The sequence below is a fragment of the Caballeronia sp. GAWG1-5s-s genome (assembly GCF_023631445.1).
Lineage (GTDB): Bacteria > Pseudomonadota > Gammaproteobacteria > Burkholderiales > Burkholderiaceae > Caballeronia.
The window spans coordinates 174,428-195,083 of sequence record NZ_JALQDC010000004.1 but is presented as its reverse complement, the minus strand read 5'-3'; the positions used below and the strand labels follow the sequence as shown (position 1 = coordinate 195,083).

At 64.3% G+C, this 20,656-nt stretch carries 23 protein-coding genes, 2 tRNA genes and 1 pseudogene; 13 read left to right on the top strand and 13 right to left on the bottom strand.

Translation table 11 applies throughout. The features are described from left to right. From NCR34_RS06785 to dusA, 3 genes are all read right to left on the bottom strand, one after another. Entirely contained in the window at positions 1 to 303 is a 303-nt protein-coding gene (locus NCR34_RS06785) for a hypothetical protein (RefSeq protein ID WP_206468076.1), read from the bottom strand. Between the two features lie 151 nt (positions 304 to 454). Next, a tRNA-His gene (locus NCR34_RS06780) sits at positions 455 to 530 on the bottom strand. A 140-nt stretch (positions 531 to 670) separates the two neighbouring features. Next, complete coding sequence (dusA, locus tag NCR34_RS06775; RefSeq protein ID WP_250499405.1) at positions 671 to 1,675, bottom strand: tRNA dihydrouridine(20/20a) synthase DusA; 1,005 nt, start codon at positions 1,673 to 1,675, stop codon at positions 671 to 673. 143 nt (positions 1,676 to 1,818) lie between these two features. Between dusA and NCR34_RS06770 the strand changes: the two genes are divergently transcribed. After that, complete coding sequence (locus NCR34_RS06770) at positions 1,819 to 2,067, top strand: hypothetical protein (protein WP_250499404.1); 249 nt, start codon at positions 1,819 to 1,821, stop codon at positions 2,065 to 2,067. Positions 2,068 to 2,160: 93 nt separating this feature from the next. Further along, positions 2,161 to 2,586 carry a hypothetical protein gene (locus tag NCR34_RS06765; RefSeq protein ID WP_175940213.1) on the top strand — a complete coding sequence of 142 codons (426 nt, stop codon included), beginning with the start codon at positions 2,161 to 2,163 and terminating at the stop codon, positions 2,584 to 2,586. A gap of 33 nt (positions 2,587 to 2,619) precedes the next feature. On the opposite strand, the gene NCR34_RS06760 is transcribed toward NCR34_RS06765, so the two are convergent. The 6 genes from NCR34_RS06760 to NCR34_RS06735 all read right to left on the bottom strand — a co-directional run bounded on the left by NCR34_RS06760 (position 2,620) and on the right by NCR34_RS06735 (position 5,958). Then, on the bottom strand, positions 2,620 to 3,732 hold the full coding sequence (locus NCR34_RS06760; RefSeq protein WP_250499403.1) for an enoyl-CoA hydratase/isomerase family protein: 1,113 nt from the start codon (positions 3,730 to 3,732) through the stop codon (positions 2,620 to 2,622). 39 nt (positions 3,733 to 3,771) lie between these two features. After that, a complete protein-coding gene (locus NCR34_RS06755) occupies positions 3,772 to 4,401 on the bottom strand; it encodes a TetR/AcrR family transcriptional regulator (RefSeq protein ID WP_250499401.1) in 630 nt (209 codons plus the stop codon). A gap of 73 nt (positions 4,402 to 4,474) precedes the next feature. Beyond that, positions 4,475 to 4,663: a hypothetical protein gene (locus NCR34_RS06750; RefSeq protein ID WP_175940211.1), complete on the bottom strand. Its 189-nt coding sequence runs from the start codon at positions 4,661 to 4,663 to the stop codon at positions 4,475 to 4,477. Between the two features lie 199 nt (positions 4,664 to 4,862). Further along, positions 4,863 to 5,150 carry a DUF1488 family protein gene (locus NCR34_RS06745; protein WP_248322148.1) on the bottom strand — a complete coding sequence of 96 codons (288 nt, stop codon included), beginning with the start codon at positions 5,148 to 5,150 and terminating at the stop codon, positions 4,863 to 4,865. Positions 5,151 to 5,326: 176 nt separating this feature from the next. Beyond that, a complete protein-coding gene (locus NCR34_RS06740) occupies positions 5,327 to 5,689 on the bottom strand; it encodes a hypothetical protein (protein WP_175940209.1) in 363 nt (120 codons plus the stop codon). Continuing rightward, positions 5,686 to 5,958: a hypothetical protein gene (locus tag NCR34_RS06735; RefSeq protein ID WP_248322147.1), complete on the bottom strand. Its 273-nt coding sequence runs from the start codon at positions 5,956 to 5,958 to the stop codon at positions 5,686 to 5,688. The genes NCR34_RS06740 and NCR34_RS06735 overlap by 4 nt, the downstream gene beginning before the upstream one ends. 326 nt (positions 5,959 to 6,284) lie before the next feature. On the opposite strand from NCR34_RS06735, the gene NCR34_RS06730 reads away from it, so the two are divergent. After that, positions 6,285 to 6,602, top strand: a complete 318-nt coding sequence (locus NCR34_RS06730; RefSeq protein WP_502800060.1) for a hypothetical protein — start codon at positions 6,285 to 6,287, stop codon at positions 6,600 to 6,602. Positions 6,603 to 6,648: 46 nt separating this feature from the next. Here the strand turns inward: NCR34_RS06730 and NCR34_RS06725 are convergent, their stop codons facing one another. Together NCR34_RS06725 and NCR34_RS06720 are read right to left on the bottom strand one after the other, a co-directional pair. Beyond that, positions 6,649 to 7,146, bottom strand: coding sequence for a heme-degrading domain-containing protein (locus NCR34_RS06725; RefSeq protein WP_250499397.1), 498 nt, complete (start codon positions 7,144 to 7,146; stop codon positions 6,649 to 6,651). 164 nt (positions 7,147 to 7,310) lie between these two features. Next, positions 7,311 to 7,387: transfer RNA gene (locus NCR34_RS06720), tRNA-Met, on the bottom strand. A 235-nt stretch (positions 7,388 to 7,622) separates the two neighbouring features. Between NCR34_RS06720 and NCR34_RS06715 the strand changes: the two genes are divergently transcribed. The 3 genes from NCR34_RS06715 to NCR34_RS06705 all read left to right on the top strand — a co-directional run bounded on the left by NCR34_RS06715 (position 7,623) and on the right by NCR34_RS06705 (position 8,889). Further along, the gene (locus NCR34_RS06715) at positions 7,623 to 7,985 is read left to right on the top strand and encodes a DUF2946 domain-containing protein (protein WP_250499395.1); all 363 of its coding nucleotides are present in this window, start codon (positions 7,623 to 7,625) and stop codon (positions 7,983 to 7,985) included. Between the two features lie 84 nt (positions 7,986 to 8,069). After that, on the top strand, positions 8,070 to 8,432 hold the full coding sequence (locus NCR34_RS06710) for a copper resistance CopC family protein (protein WP_250499394.1): 363 nt from the start codon (positions 8,070 to 8,072) through the stop codon (positions 8,430 to 8,432). A 7-nt stretch (positions 8,433 to 8,439) separates the two neighbouring features. Beyond that, the gene (locus NCR34_RS06705) at positions 8,440 to 8,889 is read left to right on the top strand and encodes a copper chaperone PCu(A)C (protein WP_250499393.1); all 450 of its coding nucleotides are present in this window, start codon (positions 8,440 to 8,442) and stop codon (positions 8,887 to 8,889) included. A gap of 59 nt (positions 8,890 to 8,948) precedes the next feature. On the opposite strand, the gene NCR34_RS06700 is transcribed toward NCR34_RS06705, so the two are convergent. Continuing rightward, positions 8,949 to 11,492, bottom strand: a complete 2,544-nt coding sequence (locus NCR34_RS06700; protein WP_250499391.1) for a penicillin-binding protein 1A — start codon at positions 11,490 to 11,492, stop codon at positions 8,949 to 8,951. 557 nt (positions 11,493 to 12,049) lie between these two features. Here NCR34_RS06700 and NCR34_RS28330 point away from each other — a divergent pair. The 3 genes and pseudogenes from NCR34_RS28330 to NCR34_RS06685 form a co-directional block, all read left to right on the top strand. Next, positions 12,050 to 12,277, top strand: a pseudogene (locus tag NCR34_RS28330) (plasmid mobilization protein); the annotation flags it as partial. 436 nt (positions 12,278 to 12,713) lie between these two features. Next, on the top strand, positions 12,714 to 13,394 hold the full coding sequence (locus tag NCR34_RS06690) for a PspA/IM30 family protein (RefSeq protein WP_248322139.1): 681 nt from the start codon (positions 12,714 to 12,716) through the stop codon (positions 13,392 to 13,394). Between the two features lie 123 nt (positions 13,395 to 13,517). Next, positions 13,518 to 14,759 carry a tetratricopeptide repeat protein gene (locus NCR34_RS06685; RefSeq protein ID WP_250499387.1) on the top strand — a complete coding sequence of 414 codons (1,242 nt, stop codon included), beginning with the start codon at positions 13,518 to 13,520 and terminating at the stop codon, positions 14,757 to 14,759. A gap of 324 nt (positions 14,760 to 15,083) precedes the next feature. Here NCR34_RS06685 and glgX read toward each other — a convergent pair whose 3' ends face one another. Further along, positions 15,084 to 17,297: a glycogen debranching protein GlgX gene (glgX, locus tag NCR34_RS06680; RefSeq protein WP_250499386.1), complete on the bottom strand. Its 2,214-nt coding sequence runs from the start codon at positions 17,295 to 17,297 to the stop codon at positions 15,084 to 15,086. A 205-nt stretch (positions 17,298 to 17,502) separates the two neighbouring features. Here glgX and NCR34_RS06675 point away from each other — a divergent pair, with 205 nt between their 5' ends. From NCR34_RS06675 to NCR34_RS06660, 4 genes are all read left to right on the top strand, one after another. Beyond that, positions 17,503 to 18,888, top strand: a complete 1,386-nt coding sequence (locus NCR34_RS06675) for a DUF2252 domain-containing protein (protein WP_250499384.1) — start codon at positions 17,503 to 17,505, stop codon at positions 18,886 to 18,888. A gap of 173 nt (positions 18,889 to 19,061) precedes the next feature. Further along, positions 19,062 to 19,505, top strand: a complete 444-nt coding sequence (gene mscL / locus NCR34_RS06670) for a large conductance mechanosensitive channel protein MscL (protein ID WP_250499383.1) — start codon at positions 19,062 to 19,064, stop codon at positions 19,503 to 19,505. A gap of 338 nt (positions 19,506 to 19,843) precedes the next feature. Next, entirely contained in the window at positions 19,844 to 20,335 is a 492-nt protein-coding gene (locus tag NCR34_RS06665; protein ID WP_206468060.1) for a hypothetical protein, read from the top strand. Positions 20,336 to 20,442: 107 nt separating this feature from the next. Beyond that, positions 20,443 to 20,652 carry a dodecin gene (locus tag NCR34_RS06660; protein WP_175940183.1) on the top strand — a complete coding sequence of 70 codons (210 nt, stop codon included), beginning with the start codon at positions 20,443 to 20,445 and terminating at the stop codon, positions 20,650 to 20,652. The last annotated feature ends 4 nt before the right edge of the window (positions 20,653 to 20,656 follow it).

The window sequence follows — 20,656 nt, the reverse complement described above, 5'->3', positions numbered from 1 at the left end:
TCAGACGTGCGGCAAGTCTTCGAGCGATTTCTCGATCTGCCCTTCCTGCACGCGCGCCTCGATGCCCACGTGGCCGTTCGAGTACGGCAATGCGGTGACTTTGGGTCCGAGAAACGTGCGGCCGCCTAGCCTGAAGAGCGTGCGCACTTCCTTGCCGCTTTTGATGGCGTCCACGACTTGATGGACGTCGACGATGGCGGTCGGCGCCGTCCAGTCGTTCGTCGCGGAATCGAAGCTGCCCCAGCGCACATTGGTCACGCGGTCGTTGACCCAACGCACGCCGTCGATCGCCAAAGTAGCCATAGCTGTCTCCGTGGTCGTTCGTTCGGGGTGGTGGTGCGTTGATGCTAGCACGGTGCGGGCGCGGTGCGGGGGCTGTGTTTAGCGGCGGAAAAGCAAAAAGCAGAAAGCAAAAAGCCCGGTCGCGATGACCGGGCTTTTCGTATGAATTCTTTGGGGTGGCTGATGGGACTCGAACCCACGACGACAGGAATCACAATCCTGGACTCTACCAACTGAGCTACAGCCACCGCTGACAACTGATTTGCTACTTCGCTTTGTTACTTCTCGACTTCGCAAGATTGCCTGCCAATCGAGAAGCGAGATTATACGAACAAAGTATTTGCTTGCCTAGTCCTCTTGAGCATTCTTTTACGATCGACGCGTACTGTCATGACTCGACCGCTTCCGCCGCTTCGCGCAAGTACGCGCGCGCCTCGTCGAAGATGCTCAGGTCGCCCTTCGCAAGCCGGCGGCTGTCCGACAGCGTGCGCCGCCATCCGCGCGCGCCCGCGACGCCGCGATATAGCCCCAGCGCATGGCGCGTCACCGCGCCGAGATACGTGCCGCGCGCGAGCTCGGCCCGCGCGTAGTCGATCAACTTGGCTTCGATTTTTTCGCGCGTCGGCACCGGCGTCGTCGCGCCGTAGAACCGCGTATCGACGCGCGCCAGCACATAAGGATTGTGGTACGCCTCGCGCCCGAGCATGACGCCATCGACATGCTTCAGGTGCTCCTCCACTTCGTCGAGCGTCGTGATGCCGCCGTTGATCGAGATCTCGAGATGCGGGAAGTCGCGCTTCAACCGGTACGCGTAGTCGTACTTGAGCGGCGGAATCTCGCGGTTCTCTTTCGGACTCAGGCCCTTCAGGATCGCATTGCGCGCATGGACGATGAACACGTCGCAGCCCGCCTGCGCGACCGTGCCGACGAAATCGCGCACGAACGCATAGTCCTCGACCGCATCGACGCCGATGCGATGTTTGACCGTCACCGGAATCGACACCGCGTCGCGCATCGCCTTCACGCAGTCCGCGACGAGTTCCGGCTCCTTCATCAGGCATGCGCCGAACGCGCCCCGCTGCACGCGCTCAGACGGGCAGCCGCAGTTCAGGTTGATCTCGTCGTAGCCCCATTGTTCGCCGAGCTTCGCGCTCTTGGCGAGGTCGGCCGGTTCGCTGCCGCCCAGTTGCAGCGCGACGGGCGCCTCGGCCGGCGTGAACGCGAGATGACGCGCGACATCGCCGTAAAGCAGCGCGCCCGTCGTGACCATTTCGGTGTAAAGCCACGCGTGATGCGACACCATCCGATGCAGCGAGCGGCAATGGCGGTCGGTCCAGTCCATCATGGGAGCGACGGACACGCGGCGGGGACTGGTTTTCGAAGCGGCGGACATGGCAGACGTCTGTTTCAGCTAATCCGCAATTTTACCGCAGCGCGCAACGGGCGGTTCTGGGCGCGCATCCCGAATCTTTCCCCGCGCCCGCTGTCACACCGAACATGCGACGCCCGCGTGCGTCGAGCCTCGCGGAGACTGACATGAAAAGCAAATCGATCGCGGCCGCTGCGCTTCTGTGCATGGCGTTCGCCGCACAGGCGCAAACCGCGCGACCGGGACCGGACGAAGGCGCGTCCATGGTCAAGCCGCCCAGCGCGCCGGGTTCGCCGGCAACGAGCGCCGCGCGCCCCGACAATCCCGACAACATGCCGGTCAAGCGCCCCGCGCCGCCGCCCAACAGCGACCGCATGCTGCATCACAGTCCCGCAAGCGACGCCATCGCGAAGTAGGCATCGGCTCCGGCTGGCGGGCGCGCGCCCCTATAATGGCGCTCGTCCCGATTCTCGCGCGAACCGCGGTCTCGCCCGCCAGCGGGTAAGCCAATGCAAAAACTCATTCTGCCGTTCGTCTCCGGTTTTCTCGCCGCACTCTTCTTTCGCGAATCGACGCTCGCGCTGCTGCATGCAGCCGGAATGATCGACGCCGCCGGCTTTTCGACCGCGCCGTTCCTGCCGCTCGGCATTCCGGAATTCATCGCCAATGCGTTGTGGAGCGCCGTGTTCGGCGTATTGATGGCGTGGCTGTTGCGCGTCGCGCCGGAACACCGCGCGCCGTGGATCGGTGCGCTCGTGTTCGGCGGCATCGTGCTGACGGCGGTCAGCGCGTTCGTGATCGATCCGGCGCGCGGCATCTGGCCGAGCGGCAACATGCTGCCGCGCCTCGCGCCGGGCTTCATCGCAAACGCTATCTGGGGCTGGGGCGCGCTGGTTTTCATGCGCGCTTTCATGGCGGGCAGCGAGACCGCCTGAACGCAAGCACAAGCGGCCAAGCGGCCGCTTCCGTTAATCCTTCAACGACCGCAGCGGATGCGTCGCCGGCGTCCAGGCGCTGTCGAACATGCGCTCGACGTCATCGGGCCGCACGTCTTCTGCGCGCGCCACTTTCCATTGCGGCTGGTTGTCCTTGTCGACGATGCGCGCCCGGATGCCTTCCAGCACGTCGCCCCGCTCGAAGACGGAGCGCGTGAGATCGAGATCGCGGCGCAGCGTTTCGGCCATCGTCGAGAAGCGCGCGCGGTCGACCTGCTGAAGCGACACATCCACGGAGAGCGGCGAGCGCTCGCGCAATGCGGCCGCCGTGGCGCGCAGCCATTCGTTGCCGGATGCATCCGCGTCCCGCTCCAGCGAAGCGAGAATGGCCGCGCCGTTGCCGGCGGCGAAATGCTTGTCGATGAGCGTGCGCGCCTCGGCGAGCGCGCTCGTATCCGGAATCGGCGAGACCTTGTACTTCGTGGTCTCGTTCTCGACGAAGCGCACGATGGCGACGCCATCCAGGAAACGCTGATGACGCAGCGATTCGATCAGGCCGGGCAGCGCGCCGTCGTCGAGATACGCGTCGGCCAGGCGGGCATAGAGCGCGTCCGCCGGGCCGATGCTCGCGCCGGTGGCGGCGAGATAGCGGCCGATCGCGCCGGGCGCGCGGGCGAGAAACCAGCTCACGCCGACATCCGGAAAAAGACCGATGCGCGTTTCCGGCATGGCCATCTTCGTGGATTGCGTGACGATGCGCAGTCCGCCCGTATGATGCGCGCCCTGCGAAATGCCCATTCCGCCGCCCATCACGACGCCGTTCACCACGGCGATATACGGCTTCGGAAACGTGAAGATGGCGTGATTGAGCTTGTATTCTTCCGTGAAAAAGGCGTCGATCGAATCGCGGTCGTCGGCCTTCGCGGCTTCATAGAGGAAACGGATGTCGCCGCCGGCGCAAAACGCGCGCACATGCGGGCTGTAGACGATTACGGCGCGAATCGCCTGATCGTGACGCCACGCGCGCAACGCCTCGCCGATGGCGTGCAGCATCGAGGGCGTCAGCGCGTTCAACGCTTTCGGGCGATCGAGCGCAATGAAGCCGATGCCGTTAGCGGTGTCAATACGAATGTCTTCGGTGGTCATCGTGTCGAGAAGTCGAAACGGTTCGTACGGTCACTTCACTCAGCAGGCGGCGAGCCACGCATCGAGCGACAACTCGACGAGTTCTCTCGCCGCGACGTCGGCGCTTGCCGCGCCGTTCAATTGTAGCGCGGTGATGCCATGCAGGTTCGCCCAGAAAGCCTGCGCGCAGGCAGCGGCAGCCGCGCCGGACGGCAGCCTTACGAGCCGGTTCGCTGCCTGAAGTTCAAGGAATGCGTCTGCTATCAGCGAGAGCATGGCGGCGTTGTCGTCCGACACGTTCCCGCTGTTGGCGTTCGCGTTGTCCATGAACATCAGGCGGTACGTTTCCGGCTCGTTCAGTCCGAACTGCACATAGGCGAGGCCGATTGCTCTCAGGCGCGCAGCGGCATCCGCGATGCTCGCGTGCGGCTCGAACGCCGCGCGCAGTTGCGCATGCCCTTCTTCGCGCAACGCCCGCTCGATCTCGCCGCGATTCCGAAAATGCAGATACAGCGCGGCGGGCGAGTAATCGATCGCCTCCGCGAGCTTGCGCATCGAGAGCGACGCGAGCCCTTCCCTTTTGACAATGCCGCGCGAGACTTCGAGTATGCGCTCGCGCAGCGCGTCGCGCTGCTGCTTCTTATGTCGTGACTGGCGCGTGGGCGCGTCGTCGACACTCATACGAGGCATGGTCGGCTCCGCCCGTTTTGATGCCGCTTTCGAAGACGAGCCGCGTGCTGGCCGACTCGCAGACCGGAGACGGTCAGACGATCATCGGACCGTCGTCGTCGCGGCGAGATCCCGAAGCCGCGCGATACAGCGGCTCCTCTGAGTCGCCTAGCACGACCGACGAAAACACGATGCAAAAGCCCAGAATCAGGACACCGACCGCCGCCCAGATGAGCCACAGTGCATTGGACTCGACGAGCGCGTGAAGAAAGGAATGGAACATGACGACCCCGCGCGATTTTTATAATGGCTGCTCAACGCTTACAAAGACTGGTGAGCAAGTGACATGCCGTGCGAATCGCATCGCAAGCGGCAGAATGACAGGATTTTACTCCGTTGCTGCGCCGCGGGAAAGCACGCGCAGCCTTTTCAGGCGCGGCTGGACGGTCGATTAACGCTCGAAGCCGTTAGATGCGCTGCCGCTATTCGACGATCACGCGCCCCGGCGGAAAGTGGCCGCTTTTCAGCAGCACCGGCATGCCCTGCGTGACCTGCAGATGTTCGCGCGCCACGGCTTCGATGCGGGCGCGGCCTGCATCGAAGGCATCGATCCAGCCCGCGCTGTCGAAGGTCTTCGCGCCGAAATGGTCTTCAAGCGCTTCGACGGAAATGGCGCATGGCACGCGTCGGCCATCGACGAGCGCAGCGAATTCGATCGTGAGATTGGAATCGCGATAATCGGGCGCGTCGGAAAGAAAACGAATGTTCATGAGACTCTCGTGGATCGGGCGGCGAGCGGCAGGCGGTGCCTGCGCCCGCACGCGATGAGGTTGACGCACTCGGTTCGGTACGCGGCACCGTATCGCTTGCGTGCGCGTGAATCGATTCGCGGTCTATGGTACTCGCGCTCGCGCCGCGGGGTCCAGCGGCGCGGCGCGCAAGCACCTCACGGATCGAGCACGTCTTCGTTCACGTCGACGACGAGCAGCGAGCTCGCGAGCGGGTCGGCGTAGTTGAAGTCGAGCGAGCGCGTCATGTCGCGCACGCGCTCGCAGACGCGCTGCCGCGCTTCATCCGACAGAGGCGGATAGTCGCGCAGCACTCGCGCGTCGAAGCGGTAATGCACGCCCCAGCCGATATTGCCCGCATGATTCGCCACCCCGCCCGTGCGCCAGCTTACGAACAGCGCGGGCGCGACATCGGCTCCGCCTCCGATTTCGATGATGTCCGCGCCGATCGGAAACAGGTCGACGAGGCAGTTCGCGATATCGTAGAGCACCGCATGGCGAAGATGGATCGGGCGCATCATGTCGGTTGCAGCAATCGGTCGATGTAATCGCGCGCCGCCTTCTCGACGCTCGCGAGCGCTTCGTCTTCGGTGGCGAAGCGCTGCTCGGGACCGAGATCGACCAGCGCCTCGAAATGACGCGGCTCGTCGGGGCCGTTCTGCGCAAGACTCACGGACCCGACATAGATTGCCGTGCCGGGCTCACCCGGCTTCGCGTCGTGCGCCGGAACGAGCCGCGCCGATGCGCTGATGTAATAGCCTCGATACGGGCCCGTCACTCTGTCGACCATTCCCTTGCCTCCGTATGTGTTCCGGGATGTGTGTTCGGCCGCGCTCCATCATGCGTTCGACGGCAAATCGAACCGATGCCCCAGTAGCATAAGGCGCGCGACCCGGAAAATAGTTCACGGCTCATCAGCCGCGATCGATGACGCGAGTTCGTCGATTCAGGCATCGCAAGCATTGCGCCCGCACTGCTTCATCCCGTGCGCTCGGCTTCCTGCAAGCGGCCTATGGGACAATGCTCATCCCAAAATACGGCGGCTCCGAACACAACGAGGAAAAGATGAATCGAAACGATCGGCCGATGCGCCGACTCCCGGCGTGCGCAAGCACGATGCCGAAAGCATGGCGCGCGGCGAGCATTAGCGCGGCCATGGTACTGGTCGCGAGCCTCGGCGCATGCGCGTCGTCGAACGAAGCGTCGCTGATTAATTTGCCGGATGGCCAGACGGGCTATGCCGTCAATTGCAGCGGCGCCGACGCGGGCTCGAGCTGGGCGAGCTGCTATGTGCTCGCGGGCAAGGCGTGCGGCGCGACGGGCTATGACATCGTCTCGAAGGACAACGAGGAAGGCGGGCCGAGCGGCGGCGGCATTAGCAACGTGATCTCGGCGAACGTGAAGAACCGTTCGATGATCGTGCGGTGCAAGTAGAGGCAACCGGCAACGACAAGGCGCGCTCGCCCGCGTGGCGGGAGCTTCAACTATGGTCCAGCGACAGTGCCGCGAAGCTATGGCCGAGCACGGCGCAGAGCGCTTCGACGACCATCTGGTGATCGCCGCGCTGCGGCAGGCCCGACACCGTCACGGACCCGATGACGCCGGCACTCGCGACGCGGATCGGGAAACTGCCGCCGTGCGATGCAAACTGCGCGGGATCGAGGCCGAACTTGTCGGCGAGCGTGGTGCCCGCCTGTTGCAGCGTGAGACCGATGGCATACGAGCTGCGTCGAAAGTGCTCGACCGTCTTCGATTTGCGCTCGGCCCAGCGCGCGTTGTCCGGGCTCGTGCCATCGAGCGCGGCGAAGAAGAGCCGTTGACCGAAGGTGCGCACGTCGATCACCACGGCAGCATCGCGTGCCAGCGCCATCTCGCGCAATTGCGTGCCGACTTGCCACGCCTGATCGGCGTGAAACTGCGCAAAGACGAGCGTGTTTTCCTGATGCGCGATGGTTTGCAGGTCGTGCGGAATGTCCATGAGCGGCGCCTCTTCGTTAGCGTGGTGGCTGTTGTCGAATGCAGGATTTTGACACGGGCGCGCGCTAGGGTGAGCGATTCGATAGGAATACTGACGCTCGGAGAAAATACCCGGCGGAAAAACAGAAAGGGGTTACAGGCCGAAGCACTGTAACCCCTTGAATTTGGTTGCGGGGGTAGGATTTGAACCTACGACCTTCGGGTTATGAGCCCGACGAGCTGCCAGACTGCTCCACCCCGCGTCCGTCGAAGAAAAGATTATAGAGCATCGTTTATGGAAAAGCAACGGCAACGGTCCATGACGATCAATACTCGAAACGATGCCCGCGCGCTGCGTCGATTCGACTCGTTACGCACCGGGCGCATCAGGAAAGCCGCACTTTCGTGCATGGCATAATCGCCCGTTCAGCGGCATCGGTTATGCGGTTATTGGTTATCGGCTCGGGAACAGGCATGCATTCCTTGCGGCGCGGCATCATGAGAAAGATCGGCGGCATCGCGGCGGTATGGGCGATGCTGCTCCTCTCGCTCGCGCCCGCCGTATCGCAGACGCTGAAGGCCGAGCCGTTCGAAGCGCTGCTCGCATCGATATGCGCGTCGCGCATCGATACGCCCGACATCCACTCGGCGCACCATGCCGGGCACAGCGCCGTCGGCGCGCTCGACGCCTGCGGCTATTGCGGCTTCGTCGGACACGCGCCGGCGCCGCCGAGCTTCGTTCGCGCGAGTATCTTCGCGCGCTTCCCTCGCGACGCTTTCTCGGTAGCTAACGCCGACAGCGCGTCGCCTCTTTCGCGCTTCGCTAACGCGCAACCTCGCGCTCCGCCTGCATTCGGCTGAGTCGCTCATCATCCGCACGCGTGGACCGCTTCTTTCCGAAGCGATAAGGCGCGTCGCGACACCATGTTTTCGACAGGACACACCATGACGTTTCAATCCGCATTGCGGAGCGTGCTCGCGTTCGCGCTGGCCGCTTCCACGCAACTGGCGTTCGCTCACGCGCTGCCGAAGCTCCAGCAGCCCGGCCCGGGCGCGACGGTCAGCGCGCCGCACGAAGTCTCCATCGAGTTCGGTGAACGCATCGAGCCGACTTTCAGTTCGCTTCTCGTCACCGACGCGCACGGCACGCAAGTCAACACCGCGAAGTCGGCCGTCGATGCGAGCGACAAGAAGCACATGAGCGTCGCCCTCGGCGATCTCGCGCCGGGCGTCTATACGGTGCAATGGACCGCGGTCGCAGCCGACGGTCATCGCACGCAAGGTCACTATAACTTCACGGTCAAGTGAGGCCGCTTTGAACAAGAACACATTCCTCTCGGGCGCGCTCGCATGCGCGTCGTTCGCCGTCTTCGCCAGCGCCGCGCACGCGGCCACGCTCGAAGCGCATGATTGCTGGGTCCGCGCGATGCCGCCGAGTCTGCCGTCATCGGGCTACTTCGTCGTGTTGAACACCGGCGACGCGCCCGCGACGCTCACCGCCGCAACGAGTCCCGCGTTCGCCATGACGATGATGCACAAGTCGGAGAACAAGGGCGGCACGGCAACGATGGCGCCCGTCGATACCGTCGAGGTGCCCGCGCACGGCTCGCTGGAATTCGCGCCGAAGGGCTATCACCTGATGATGGAACAGCCCGCCAAGCCGCTCAAGATCGGCTCGACGATTCCGCTTGCCCTCACCTTCGCCGACAAAAGCACGCTCAACGTGGAGTGCGCGGTGAAATCGGCGGCGACAGTCGGCAAGTAAGTCGCCGCCGACGCAAAAAAACGCGCCATCACGGCGCGTTTTTCTTTGCAGCAAGCCGATCAGGGCCGGTTGAACATGTCCATGATCTGCTTGCGCTCGTCGGTGGTGACTTGCGGGACCGGCGGCGCCTGCATGCCCGCCGGGCCGACGCCGCCCGCGGTCGTCGAATCGCCGGCCATCGGATTCGTATTGTCGAGACCGATACTCGCGACGAAGCCCGCGCCCGGCGTGCGGTCCGCATAGAACAGTTCGCCGTCGACCGTCGTCACGCCGTCGGGCATTGCCATCTGCTGTTGCGGGATGCCGCGCAGCGCGCGTCCCATGTACTCGACCCAGATCGGCAACGCGAGCTGCGCGCCGAACTCCTTCGTGCCGAGCGACTTCGGCTGGTCGTAACCCATCCACGCCACCGCGACGAGCTGATGCTGATAGCCCGCGAACCAGCCGTCCTTCGCGTCGTTGGTCGTGCCGGTCTTGCCCTGCAAGTCGTTGCGCTTGAGCACGTTGGTGCCCGAGCCCGTACCCGAAGTCGCGACCGTGTGCAGCAGGCTGTTCATCACGTACGCGTTGCGCGGTTCGAGCGTCTGCGGCGCATTCGCGCCCGCGGTCAGCGGATCGGCGCGCGAAATCACTGTGCCGCGCGCATCGGCGACCTGCGCGATCAGATACGGATTGATGCGATAGCCGCCGTTCGCGAACACCGAATACGCGCCGCTCAGCTGCAACGGCGTGACGAGCCCGGCCCCCAGGGCGAGCGGCAGATACGGCGGCGTCTTGTCCTTGTCGAAGCCGAACTTCTGCGTGACGAAGTCCTGCGCGTAGCCCGTGCCGATATACGACAGGATACGGATCGACACGAGGTTCTTCGACTTCTGCAAGCCGGTGCGCATGGACATCGGGCCGTCGGGCTGATCGTCGTCCTTCGGCTCCCACGGCTCGCCGCCCGCGGGCGCCGGGAAGTACAGTGGCGCGTCGTTGATGATGGTCGCCGGTCCGAGACCCTTGTCGAGCGCCGCCGAGTAGATGAACGGCTTGAAGCTCGAACCCGGCTGACGCCACGCCTGCGTGACGTGATTGAATTTGTTCTTGTTGAAGTCGAAGCCGCCCACGAGCGCGCGGATCGCGCCGTCCTGCGGCACCATCGAAACGAGCGCGCCTTCCACCTGCGGCAACTGCGTGACTTGCCAGTTGTCCTTCGCGTCCTTCGTCAGGCGGATGATCGACCCCGGTCGGATCGCGAGCGCCTTCGACGCATTGCTGCGCAACGCCGCTGCCACGAAGCGCAGCCCTTCGCCGGAGATCGTCGCCGTTTCGCCGCCGACGAACTGCACGTTCACCTGCTTCGGGCTCCCCGCCGTCACCACGGCCGCGACGAGATCGCCATTGTCCGGGTGATCGACGAGCGCGTCTTCGATGGCTTCGGCGCGGTCATCCGCCGCCGACGGCAGCGCGATGTTGCCCTCCGGCCCGCGATAGCCGTGACGCCGCTCGTAGTCCATCACGCCCTTGCGCACGGCGCGGTAAGCGGCGTCCTGATCGGCGGAATCGATAGTCGTCGTCACCGTCAGGCCGCGCGTGTAGGTCTCTTCCTTGTACTGCGCGTACATCATCTGCCGGACCATTTCCGCGACGTATTCCGCATGCACGCCGTACTCGGTGCCCGCCGACTTCGTGTGGATTTCCTCGGCGACGGCCTGATCGTACTGCTCGCGCGTGATGAAGTTGAGATCCAGCATGCGCTTCAGGATGTACTGCTGGCGCACTTTCGCGCGCTTCGGATTCACGACCGGGTTATACGCGGACGGCGCCTTGGGCAGACCCGCGAGCATCGCGGCTTCGGCGAGCGTGATGTCCTTCAGGTCCTTGCCGAAGTACACGCGCGCCGCGGCCGAAAAACCGTATGCGCGCTCGCCCAGATAGATCTGGTTCATGTACAGCTCGAGAATCTGGTCCTTCGTGAGCGCGCGCTCGATCTTATACGCGAGCAGCATCTCGTAGACCTTGCGCGTGTACGTCTTCTCGCTGGAAAGAAAGAAGTTGCGCGCCACCTGCATCGTGATCGTGCTCGCGCCCTGCGATGCGCCGCCGTGCATCAGGTCGGTCACGCCCGCGCGCAGGATGCCGACGAAGTCGACGCCGCCGTGATCGTAGAAGCGGTAGTCTTCGATCGCGAGGACCGCTTTTTTCATCTGGTCCGGGATGTCCTGGAAGCGCACGAGGCTGCGCCGCTCTTCGCCGAATTCGCCGATCAGCACGTGATCCGCCGTGTAGACGCGCAGCGGCACCTTCGGCCGATAGTCGATGAGCGCATTGAGCGACGGCAGGTTCGGCTCCATCACGACGAGCGCATAGCCCACAATCAGCGCGCCGACCACTGCCGCCACTGCGGCAAGACCCGCGAACCACAGCGCGATGCGCGCGAACACCGAGCGGCCGCCATCGCGCCGGTCCCCGCCACTGCCATTGTTCCGGCCGTTGCGGCCGTTTCCACCGCTACCGCCGCCGTCGCGGCCTGCCCCCGAGTCGTTGCGTGAGTCGTTCCAGCGCGGCTCGCGATCGTGTCGCGATGAATTCGAAGAGTCGGGGCGTTTGATGATAGGCATGACTGGGATGGTTCGGCGCGCTTTATAGCGCGCTTGGTAGCGCGCACTGCGCGGCGTATCGAAAGAAGCGGATCAGGCGGCGGATCAAGGCGCGCGTGGAACAACGCAAGCGCGGCAAAGACCGGCGAGCGAATGCATGAGCCGGTCCGACCGAAGAGTAACGGCACATTTTAAAGAATTCGGGCGGCCCGCTACAGAATGGGCGGGCATTTTTTGTAAGCAAATGCCGCCGGTCGACTCGAAGATGCAGGCCAAAGACAAACGTGCGCTTACCCACAGAAAGTGTTGAGAGCCTTGTGGACAACCCTAAGAGAAAATAGCCAAGCCATTGAACGGACGCGTTTTTTCGTGCACGCTCATACGATGATCCAGGACGCGCATTCGGTGGACGCTGCAAAACAGCCAGCACGCACAGCCGCCTCGCGAACCGATATGATGGATACATGTATAGCCGGGGCTTTTCGCCGGCGAACGACCTGCGGTAACGAAGTGAGCGATCCCGGCGCCGGGACCGCGCATGCGATGTTTGCAATCGCCTTACTGTCTGCGAGCCGCTCATGACGACCAAGCCTACCGAACGCATCGTTGTATTCGTGACCCCCGCGCAGAAGCTCGCCATCAGCAAGACCGCGGACGACCTCGGCATCAGCGTGAGCGAACTCATGCGGCGGGCGGTGCTCAACTTCAACGCGACGAGCGAGCAGATCAAGGTGGCGGGCATCGTCGACCGTCTGCGCGCGCCGAAAGCCCCCGATCCGCTCGATGTCGCGCTACGCAGCGTGGCCGCTAAAGCAGCGGCCCGCGAAGCGCGCGAAGCTGCCGCGGGCGCGGCCAAGATCGCGCGATCGCAGGCGGCGGCCGCGGCTGCATCAACGGTAGCGACGGTGGCGACGGTGGCGACGGTGGCGACGACAAGCGTTCCCGTCAGCCGCGACGACACCGAAAGCGCCGGCGAAGACGCTTCGCTGACCGGCGACGAACGGCTCGGCGGCTAGGCTCGTCGGCACGCCTCCCTCTTCACGGCGCGCGTCTGCGCAGCCGTTACATTCCTTCACCTTGCTTAAGTCCATATTAAGTCGCGACGTGCTCTAATGAACGGGTAAACCCGCGCGTGAATGCCGCGCGCTTGCGCTTGCATTCCGGGCGCGGCGCCTCACATTCGATGCGCGGCGCGCCAGCCGCGGTCTAGTGGTCCGTGGTTTTCATCCAGGAGATACATACATGTCGCTTTTCGATTCCATCTCGCGCACGGTCAAAGGTCTGCTGAACGATGCGGCCGACACCATGCAGGATCCCTCGCGCGACGCCCGCCAGATCGTGCGCGAACTGGACGACAGCATCGCGAAGGCGGAGAACTCGCTGATCGAGATCGAGGCGCAGGTCGCCACGCAGCAAAGCAAGCGCGACGCCGCCGCCGAGAAAGCGAAGAAGTACGAAGACGGCGCCAAGCGCGCGCTGCAAAGCGGCGACGAAGGTCTCGCGCGCGAAGCGCTCGCGGCGCAAGCCAATGCCGAAACGGAGCGCGACGCGCTCGCGGCCGAGCTGCAAACGCTCGTGCCTTCGGTCGATCACCTGAAGCAGCAGATCGCCGACATGCGCCAGCGCCGCAACGATCTCAACGCGCGCTCCAACATCCTTCAGGCGAAGCAGCAGATCGCGCAGGCGAAGGACACGGCGGCGACCGCGCTGGGCGGCATCGGCGGAAGAAACCTGTCGGAAGATTTTCAGAAGCTGGAGGACAAGGTCCAGCTCGCGAACGCCCGCTCCGACGCGCGCCTGAATTCGGCGGACCAAAAGTCCGGCAAGGCGCTCGATGACAAGCTCGCGGCGCTCAATCGCGGCCCTTCGGTGGAAGACCGTCTGGAAGCCCTGAAAAAGCAGCTGAATACGCCGGCGCAGTAACCCCGGCGGCTGCCGCCGTCGCTTCGCGGACTTTTGCGCTTTCGGGTATCCGCCTTGCGATGTCTCGGCAATCACCGATCGCAGCTTCGAATGGAGACGGGCGTCGCAACGCCCGGCCCGCACATGAAAAAGACTTTGACGGCTCTCGCCTTATCGATGTCCCTCGCGCTGGCGGTCGCCTCGCCGCTCGCATCGGCCGCCGTGCCGACCGCGCAGCAGGTCGAGCAATCGATGACGCAGGGCAACTGGCAGAAAGCCGACGCGCAGTTGAGCGAAGTGCTCGACGCGCATCCGAACAACGCGCACGCCCACTATCTGTACGCGCAGGTGCTGGACCGCGAAGGCCGCGCGAGCGACGCGCTTTCCCACTTGCAGCAGGCGAAGACGCTCGATCCGTCGCTGAGCTTCACAGACCCGTCGCGATTCGCGTCCACCGAGGCGCGCATCCGCAGCGACGCCAACCGCGCCAATGCGACGACCAATCGCGGCTCCAACGGCTCAGTCGCGCTGAATCCGTTCAACCCGGCGCAAGCCGCCGCGCCGCAGAAGCATGGGCCGTCGATGGGCATGTGGATCGGCCTGGCGGTGCTGATCGCGGCGATTGCGCTGGTGCTGCGCTGGGGCCTGCGACGCGCCCGCGCCCGTGACGACGGCCGCAGCGAAGACGACCGCCGCGCGCAGCTCAAACGCGCGACCGAGTTGCTCAACGATGTGCGCACGCTGAAGCTGGACGTGAGGCTCTCGACCGCGCCCGGTCATGAGGCGCTTCTGCGCGACGTCGAGGGCGCGGAGACGCAGTTGCGCGAGATGGTGGAGTCGCTCTCGAACGCGAAGAACCCGGTGCCGCCCTATGCGATCGAGGATCTCGAGAATCAGGTGGCGAGCCTGAAGGCGCGCGCCGAAGGCCGGCCGGATCCAAATGCGGCGAATGCGGCGAATGCCGGTGCGCAAGGGCAGTCGCCGTTCGCGCAGGAAGCCGAGCGCTTCGGGCGCGGCCAGCAGCCCTATGGTCCGCAGGCGCCGTATCCGCAGCAGGGACCGTATCCGCCGCAACCAGGGCAGCAGCCGCCCGTCATCATCCAGCAAGGCGGCGGCGGCTTCGGTGGCGGCATGGGCGGTCTTTTGACCGGCGTGCTGCTCGGCGAAGCCATGTCGCACGGACGCGACCGCGTGATCGAGCGCGAAGTGCCGGTCGAACGCCGCGACGTCGGCAACGACAATGGCGGGCTGGACTTCGGCAACAACAACGGCGGCGGCCTGGACTTCGGCAACGGATCGAACGACTGGGATGACGGCAGCGGCGGCGGAGGCGGCGGAGGCGGTCTCGATCTCGGCAGCAACGACGACAACTGGCGCGACACCTGAAGCGCTTTGTCGAGCCGCAAGCAAGCAAGGCCCCGTTCGCGGGGCCTTCTTTTTTCGTATGCGCGCCTCAGCCGCCGCCCAGAAAACGCAGCAGCGCCCACAGAAACTTGAAGAAGCCGACGACGAATTCCCAGATGCGTTCGAGCTGATCCCACGTCGCCACGCGCAACAACGTGTGCAGGATCATGCGAGGGAGCGTGGGACGGAACGTGAAGAAGGCATCGTGGAAACAAAAAAGGCGGCTTGCGCCGCCTTTTGCGATTGCAAAGATCGCATGATAACCAATCGGCGCGAGCTCCCGCGTGATCGGCGGGAGCCCGTGCGTCAACTGGCGGACGGCGTGTCGCCCTGCTCCGGCGGCACCTCGTCGGTCAGCGCTTCTTCCAGCCGCTCGAACACGCGTTTCGTGGCCCCGCGCGCCTGAAGCGCGAAAAGCAGCAGCGACCGGCCCGTGACCTGATACACATCGCCCGAATCGAACTGCGGCAGTTCCTCGCGGACCGGCGCGTTCGTGTCGATCAGACAGCTCCACTGATCGGGGCCGGGAATGTCCGGCAGCGTGAAATCGACGACATCGTGGTACGCGTTCACGATCAAGAGAAGCGTCGCGTCCGATGCCGGCTTGCGGATGCCGGTGGCCTGCGCGCGGCCGTCGATCACGAGGCCGAAACAGCGCATGCCGGGGTCGCCCCACTGCTCGGGCGTGAGCGCGTCGCCGCTCGGACTCAGCCATTTGACGTCGGCCACGCCCATATCCTCGCGGACTTCGCCCGTCAGGAAGCGCTGGCGTCGCAGCACCGGCAGCGTGTGACGCAGCGTCGTCAGCTTGCGCACGAACTCGGTCAGCGCGCGGCCGTCGTCGTCGATGCCCTCCCAGTCCACCCAGCTGATCTCGTTGTCCTGACAATACGCGTTGTTGTTGCCCTGCTGCGTGCGGCCGAACTCGTCGCCCGCGAGAACCATCGGCGTGCCTTGCGAGAACAGCAGCGTCGCGAGCAGATTGCGCTTCTGGCGCTCGCGCAGCGCGCGGATCTCCGGGTCGTCGGTCGGGCCTTCGACGCCGCAGTTCCACGATTTGTTGTCCGAATGACCGTCCTTGTTGTCCTCGCCGTTCGCCTCGTTGTGCTTGTCGTTGTACGAAACGAGATCGTTGAGCGTGAAGCCGTCGTGCGCCGTGATGAAGTTCACGCTCGCCCACGGACGACGCCCGCGCTTGTTGAACTTGTCGCCCGAAGCGGTGATGCGCGTCGCCAGTTCTGCGGATTCGCCCTCGTCGCCCTTCCAGAACGCGCGCACGGTATCGCGATAGCGGTCGTTCCATTCGGCCCAGCCCGGCGGGAAGCCGCCGACCTGATAGCCGCCAGGACCGCAATCCCACGGTTCCGCGATCAGCTTGACGCTGGAGAGAATCGGGTCCTGCCGGCAACTGTCGAGGAAGCCGCCGCCCTCGTCGAAGCCATACGGCTCGCGGCCGAGAATGGTCGCGAGATCGAAACGGAAGCCGTCGACGTTCATCTCCGTCACCCAGTAGCGCAGGCTGTCGGTGACCATCTGCAAGACGCGCGGATGCGAGAGATTGAGCGTGTTGCCGGTGCCCGTGTCGTTGATGTAGTAGCGCGTCTGGTCCGGCATCAGCCGGTAGTACGACGCATTGTCGATGCCGCGGAACGACAGCGTCGGCCCGCGCTCGTTGCCTTCGGCCGTATGGTTATAGACCACGTCGAGAATCACTTCGAGGCCGGCTTCGTGCAAGCGGTCGACCATCTCCTTGAACTCCGCGACCACGCCGGCTCCGCGCGAGAAATAGCGCGGATCGGCCGCGAAGAAGCCGATGGTGTTATAGCCCCAGTAGTTCGTCAGGCCCTTGTCGAGCAGATAGCTGTCGTTCACGAATGCGTGAATCGGCAGCAGCTCGACGGAGGTGACGCCGAGGCTCTTGATGTAATCGACCACTTCCTTCTGTCCGAGCCCTTCGAACGTGCCGCGCATGTTTTCCGAAATCGCCGGGTGCCGCTTCGTGAAGCCGCGCACGTGCGTCTCGTAGAAGATCGTGTGTTCCCAGGGCACGCGCACGCGCGTCGCATGCGTCCACGTGAAGTTCTGGTCGATCACCTGGCATTTCTGCATGAACGGCGCGCTGTCGCGTTCGTCGAAGGTCAGATCGTCGCCTTCCGCGTTGAGCGTATAGCCGAAGAGCGCCGGGTCGAACTTCATCTCGCCGACGTGCGCCTTCGCGTACGGGTCGAGCAGCAGCTTGTTCGGGTTGAAACGATGCCCGTTCTCCGGCTCGTAGGGCCCGTGCACGCGGTAGCCGTACACGGCGCCCGGCGCCAGGCCATGCAGATAGACGTGCCAGACTTCGTCGGTGTATTCGGGCAGTTCGATGCGCTGCGTTTCCTTTTCGCCTTTCTCGTCGAAGAGGCACAGTTCGACTTTCGTCGCGTTCGCTGAAAACAGGGCGAAGTTGACGCCGTTTCCGTCCCACGTGGCGCCAAGCGGAAACGGGGACCCTTCGGCAATGCGGAATTGATTCGGCATGAGATGATCGGCAGAGAATGACGCGCGATGCGTCGGGATAAGGGTGCCGCATTGCACGGCATTAAGCGGATTGGGTTAGAGCAAGGCACGTGCCCGGCATCGGCGAAGCAGCGCTTCCCGAGTTGCGCCCCGTTACCGCGCGCGATCTGCGGTATGCTGGCCTGTCCATCGCACATGCAGCATTCGCTCGCCGAAGGAGGCACGTTTGTCCACGCGCTTCAGCTCCATCCCGACGACCTCGCAAGCCAGCGGCACCGCCGACGAAAGCCGCGCCGCCGGCCGCGCGCTGCGCGACGCCATCCCTTTCGAAGCCCACGCGAACTGGCAGCCGGAGCCGGACCGCCCCGATCCCGTCGAGCGCGTGCTCGCCGTCAACGCCGGACGACAGGAACGGCTCGTGCCGCTGCGCATGTCGCGCATGGCCGAATCGCCGTTCGCGTTTCTGCGCGGCGCGGCGACCGTCATGGCGTGGGATCTGTCGAGATCGCCGTCGATCGGCCACAACGTGATGATCGACGGCGACGCGCACATCAATAACTTCGGACTCTTTCGCACGCCGCGTCAGGACGTCGTGTTCGATCTGAACGATTTCGACGAGACGATCGTGGCTCCGTGGGAATGGGACCTCAAGCGCCTGACCGCGAGCATCAACGTCGCGGCCCGCGAAAACAGCGTGGACATGGAAGGCCGCGAGCGCGCCGTGCGTTCCGCGTGCGAGGCGTACCGCACGACGATGAACGAACTGCGCCAGGTGAGCCCGTACGATTTGTGGCAGATGCGCTCTTACGCGAGCGCGCTGCACATCGACGCGCCCACGCATCTCGACGCCGACGAAAAAGCCACCATCGAGCGCACCGTCGAGCGCGCGATGAAACGCTCGCACGCGACGATGCTCGCCAAGGTCGCGGAGCCGGCCGGCAAGAGTTGGCGCTTCAAGGTCGATCCGCCGATCCTGACGCAACTCGACGCCGCCGAGAAGAATCACGTCATTGACGGCTTCAGGGCGTATCTGCAGACCATCGCGGGCGAGTGGCGCATGATGCTCGAACGCTACGATGTCGTGGATGTCGCGCATCGGGTGGTCGGCGTCGGAAGCGTCGGCACGCGTGCGTATCTGGTGCTGTTGATCGGCCGCGCGCTCGGCGATCCGATCTTCATGCAGGTGAAGGAAGGCATCGTGCCGGCCGCCGCGCCGTTCGTTCCGCCGCTCGAAGAGCCGTTCCGGCATCAAGGCAGGCGCGTCGTGCATGGTCAGCGGCTCCTGCAAAGCTCATCCGATGCGCTGCTCGGCTGGACGACCATTGCCGGGCGCGATTTCTACGTACGCCAGATGAAGCAGATTCGCGGCTCCGTTCCCGTCGACTGGCTGCACGGCGCCACGTTCGACTTCTACGCGTGGTGTCTCGGGCTGCTGCTTGCCCGCGCCCATGCGCGCACCGGCGACCCGGCGCTGATCGCGGGCTACTGCGGCGCATCAGACAAGCTCGACGCCGCCTACGCGGTCTGGGCCGAGCGATACGGCGCTCAGACCGTCGCGGATCACGCGGCCTTTTGCGCGGCGATCAGCGTGGGGCGCGTCAAGGCCGCGTAGCCGTACGTGTCGCCCGCGCAGTCACTCGCCGCGCGACGCGCCACCGGATTGACTATCATTGCCTTGCCTGCGAGCAAAACGCACGGCTTGCGTAAGTACTGCTCGCGCTCGATGCAGCGGCCCGCCGCACCCTCACAACAATCGTTTCGGACCTGAAAAGGAGGAATCCCCGCATGAGCATGATCGAGGAATTCAAGAATTTCGCCCTCAAGGGCAACGTCATGGACCTCGCAGTCGGCGTCATCATCGGGGGCGCGTTCTCGACTATCGTGAACTCCGTCGTCAAGGATTTGATCATGCCGGTCGTCGGCCTCGCGACAGGCGGGCTCGATTTCTCGAATCTCTTCATCCGGCTCGGCCACATACCGCCGACCTTCAAAGGCAATCCCGATTCGTACAAAGATCTGCAAACCGCGGGCGTCGCGGTGTTCGGCTACGGCTCGTTTATTACCGTGCTGATCAACTTCATCATCCTCGCATTCATCATCTTTCTGATGGTCAAGTTCATCAACAATCTGCGCAAGTCCACCGAAACGCCGGCGCCCGCCGCGCCGCCCGAAGACGTGCTGCTTTTGCGCGAAATCCGCGATGAACTCAAGAGGACGCCGCGCGTCTAGATCAGCAAGTGCGTCCAGCGCCACGAACGGGCCCTGAGAGCCCCGCTTTAGGGCACGCTATCCGCCTTTCGTTAGCATGGGCGCTTTTTTTCTTCGCGAAGTCTGTCCGCGCGGCTCGCAGCAGGACTATTATTGAGACAGATGTCAGATAGATACCCATAGGAAATGCCGAGGGGATGCCAGCGGGCCGCCAACGGGTCATCGGCACGATTCGTGCGCTTCTGACGCCTGTCGGCATTTTGCCGATCGCGCGTTCCGGAGGCCCGAATCACCGTGACCCGATCACATCGATGCGCTATAAAAGATCGACGTGCGGCACGCAAGACGGGAGTGGCCGCATGAGGACGCTGCGTTTCTTGCAATTCTTTTTCAGGCGAGTTTTTATGTCCTTCCCGAAAAAGCGTAGACGCGTGAAGGCTGATGGCGATGAGTCGTTTCTCGCCGTGCTGAGGCATTTCAAGCCGTTCGGCCAGCTCGATACCAAGATTGCACGCGCTCGCGCGCAGGACGAACCGGTGCTGTATGCCCATGCGCTGCCAGGACTCGATGTCCTGCTGTGCAGCGTGCGCGGCGCCCAGCCGCCCTACCCGGCCATCGACGAGCTGCACCGGCGCTGCGTCGAATCCATCACGAATGCGCTGGAGCAGCCGCTCGACGGACTCGAGAACGGCGGCTACTGGTATGAGGCGAACGGCTTCGGCTTTCTTGTCTTTGCAAGCCGCGCCCGCACGCAGATTCTGAGCGAATTCGGCGCGACCGTTTCGGCTCGCAGACGCCGCGGCACGCGCCGTCAGGATGCGGGCGACGCCGCTTCGCGTCCGCTGCGTTGAACGCCGGCATTTTGCATTCGATGTCTCTTGCGTGACACGGCAGTCTCGATGCGCCGTGGCGCGCGCCTTGCTGGATCGCAGTCCGAGCACACCACAAGGAGAACAGCATGTCGGATCACGTCTATAAGCAGATCGAACTCACCGGCTCCTCGACTCAATCGAGCGATGACGCCGTGCGCGTCGCGCTGGCGAAGGCCTCGAAGACCTTGCGCAATATGCACTGGTTCGAAGTGACCGAGACGCGCGGGCATATCGAGAACGGCGAGGTCCTGCACTGGCAGGTGACGATCAAGGTGGGGCTGCGGATCGATGACTGAGCGT

Coding starts and splice junctions, on each gene's coding strand:
- NCR34_RS06785 (WP_206468076.1), bottom strand. CDS start 303: ATGGCTACTTTGGCGATCGACGGCGTGCGTTGGGTCAACGACCGCGTG.
- dusA (WP_250499405.1), bottom strand. CDS start 1,675: ATGTCCGCCGCTTCGAAAACCAGTCCCCGCCGCGTGTCCGTCGCTCCC.
- NCR34_RS06770 (WP_250499404.1), top strand. CDS start 1,819: ATGAAAAGCAAATCGATCGCGGCCGCTGCGCTTCTGTGCATGGCGTTC.
- NCR34_RS06765 (WP_175940213.1), top strand. CDS start 2,161: ATGCAAAAACTCATTCTGCCGTTCGTCTCCGGTTTTCTCGCCGCACTC.
- NCR34_RS06760 (WP_250499403.1), bottom strand. CDS start 3,732: ATGACCACCGAAGACATTCGTATTGACACCGCTAACGGCATCGGCTTC.
- NCR34_RS06755 (WP_250499401.1), bottom strand. CDS start 4,401: ATGCCTCGTATGAGTGTCGACGACGCGCCCACGCGCCAGTCACGACAT.
- NCR34_RS06750 (WP_175940211.1), bottom strand. CDS start 4,663: ATGTTCCATTCCTTTCTTCACGCGCTCGTCGAGTCCAATGCACTGTGG.
- NCR34_RS06745 (WP_248322148.1), bottom strand. CDS start 5,150: ATGAACATTCGTTTTCTTTCCGACGCGCCCGATTATCGCGATTCCAAT.
- NCR34_RS06740 (WP_175940209.1), bottom strand. CDS start 5,689: ATGATGCGCCCGATCCATCTTCGCCATGCGGTGCTCTACGATATCGCG.
- NCR34_RS06735 (WP_248322147.1), bottom strand. CDS start 5,958: ATGGTCGACAGAGTGACGGGCCCGTATCGAGGCTATTACATCAGCGCA.
- NCR34_RS06730 (WP_502800060.1), top strand. CDS start 6,285: ATGCCGAAAGCATGGCGCGCGGCGAGCATTAGCGCGGCCATGGTACTG.
- NCR34_RS06725 (WP_250499397.1), bottom strand. CDS start 7,146: ATGGACATTCCGCACGACCTGCAAACCATCGCGCATCAGGAAAACACG.
- NCR34_RS06715 (WP_250499395.1), top strand. CDS start 7,623: ATGAGAAAGATCGGCGGCATCGCGGCGGTATGGGCGATGCTGCTCCTC.
- NCR34_RS06710 (WP_250499394.1), top strand. CDS start 8,070: ATGACGTTTCAATCCGCATTGCGGAGCGTGCTCGCGTTCGCGCTGGCC.
- NCR34_RS06700 (WP_250499391.1), bottom strand. CDS start 11,492: ATGCCTATCATCAAACGCCCCGACTCTTCGAATTCATCGCGACACGAT.
- NCR34_RS06690 (WP_248322139.1), top strand. CDS start 12,714: ATGTCGCTTTTCGATTCCATCTCGCGCACGGTCAAAGGTCTGCTGAAC.
- NCR34_RS06685 (WP_250499387.1), top strand. CDS start 13,518: ATGAAAAAGACTTTGACGGCTCTCGCCTTATCGATGTCCCTCGCGCTG.
- glgX (WP_250499386.1), bottom strand. CDS start 17,297: ATGCCGAATCAATTCCGCATTGCCGAAGGGTCCCCGTTTCCGCTTGGC.
- mscL (WP_250499383.1), top strand. CDS start 19,062: ATGAGCATGATCGAGGAATTCAAGAATTTCGCCCTCAAGGGCAACGTC.
- NCR34_RS06665 (WP_206468060.1), top strand. CDS start 19,844: ATGAGGACGCTGCGTTTCTTGCAATTCTTTTTCAGGCGAGTTTTTATG.
- NCR34_RS06660 (WP_175940183.1), top strand. CDS start 20,443: ATGTCGGATCACGTCTATAAGCAGATCGAACTCACCGGCTCCTCGACT.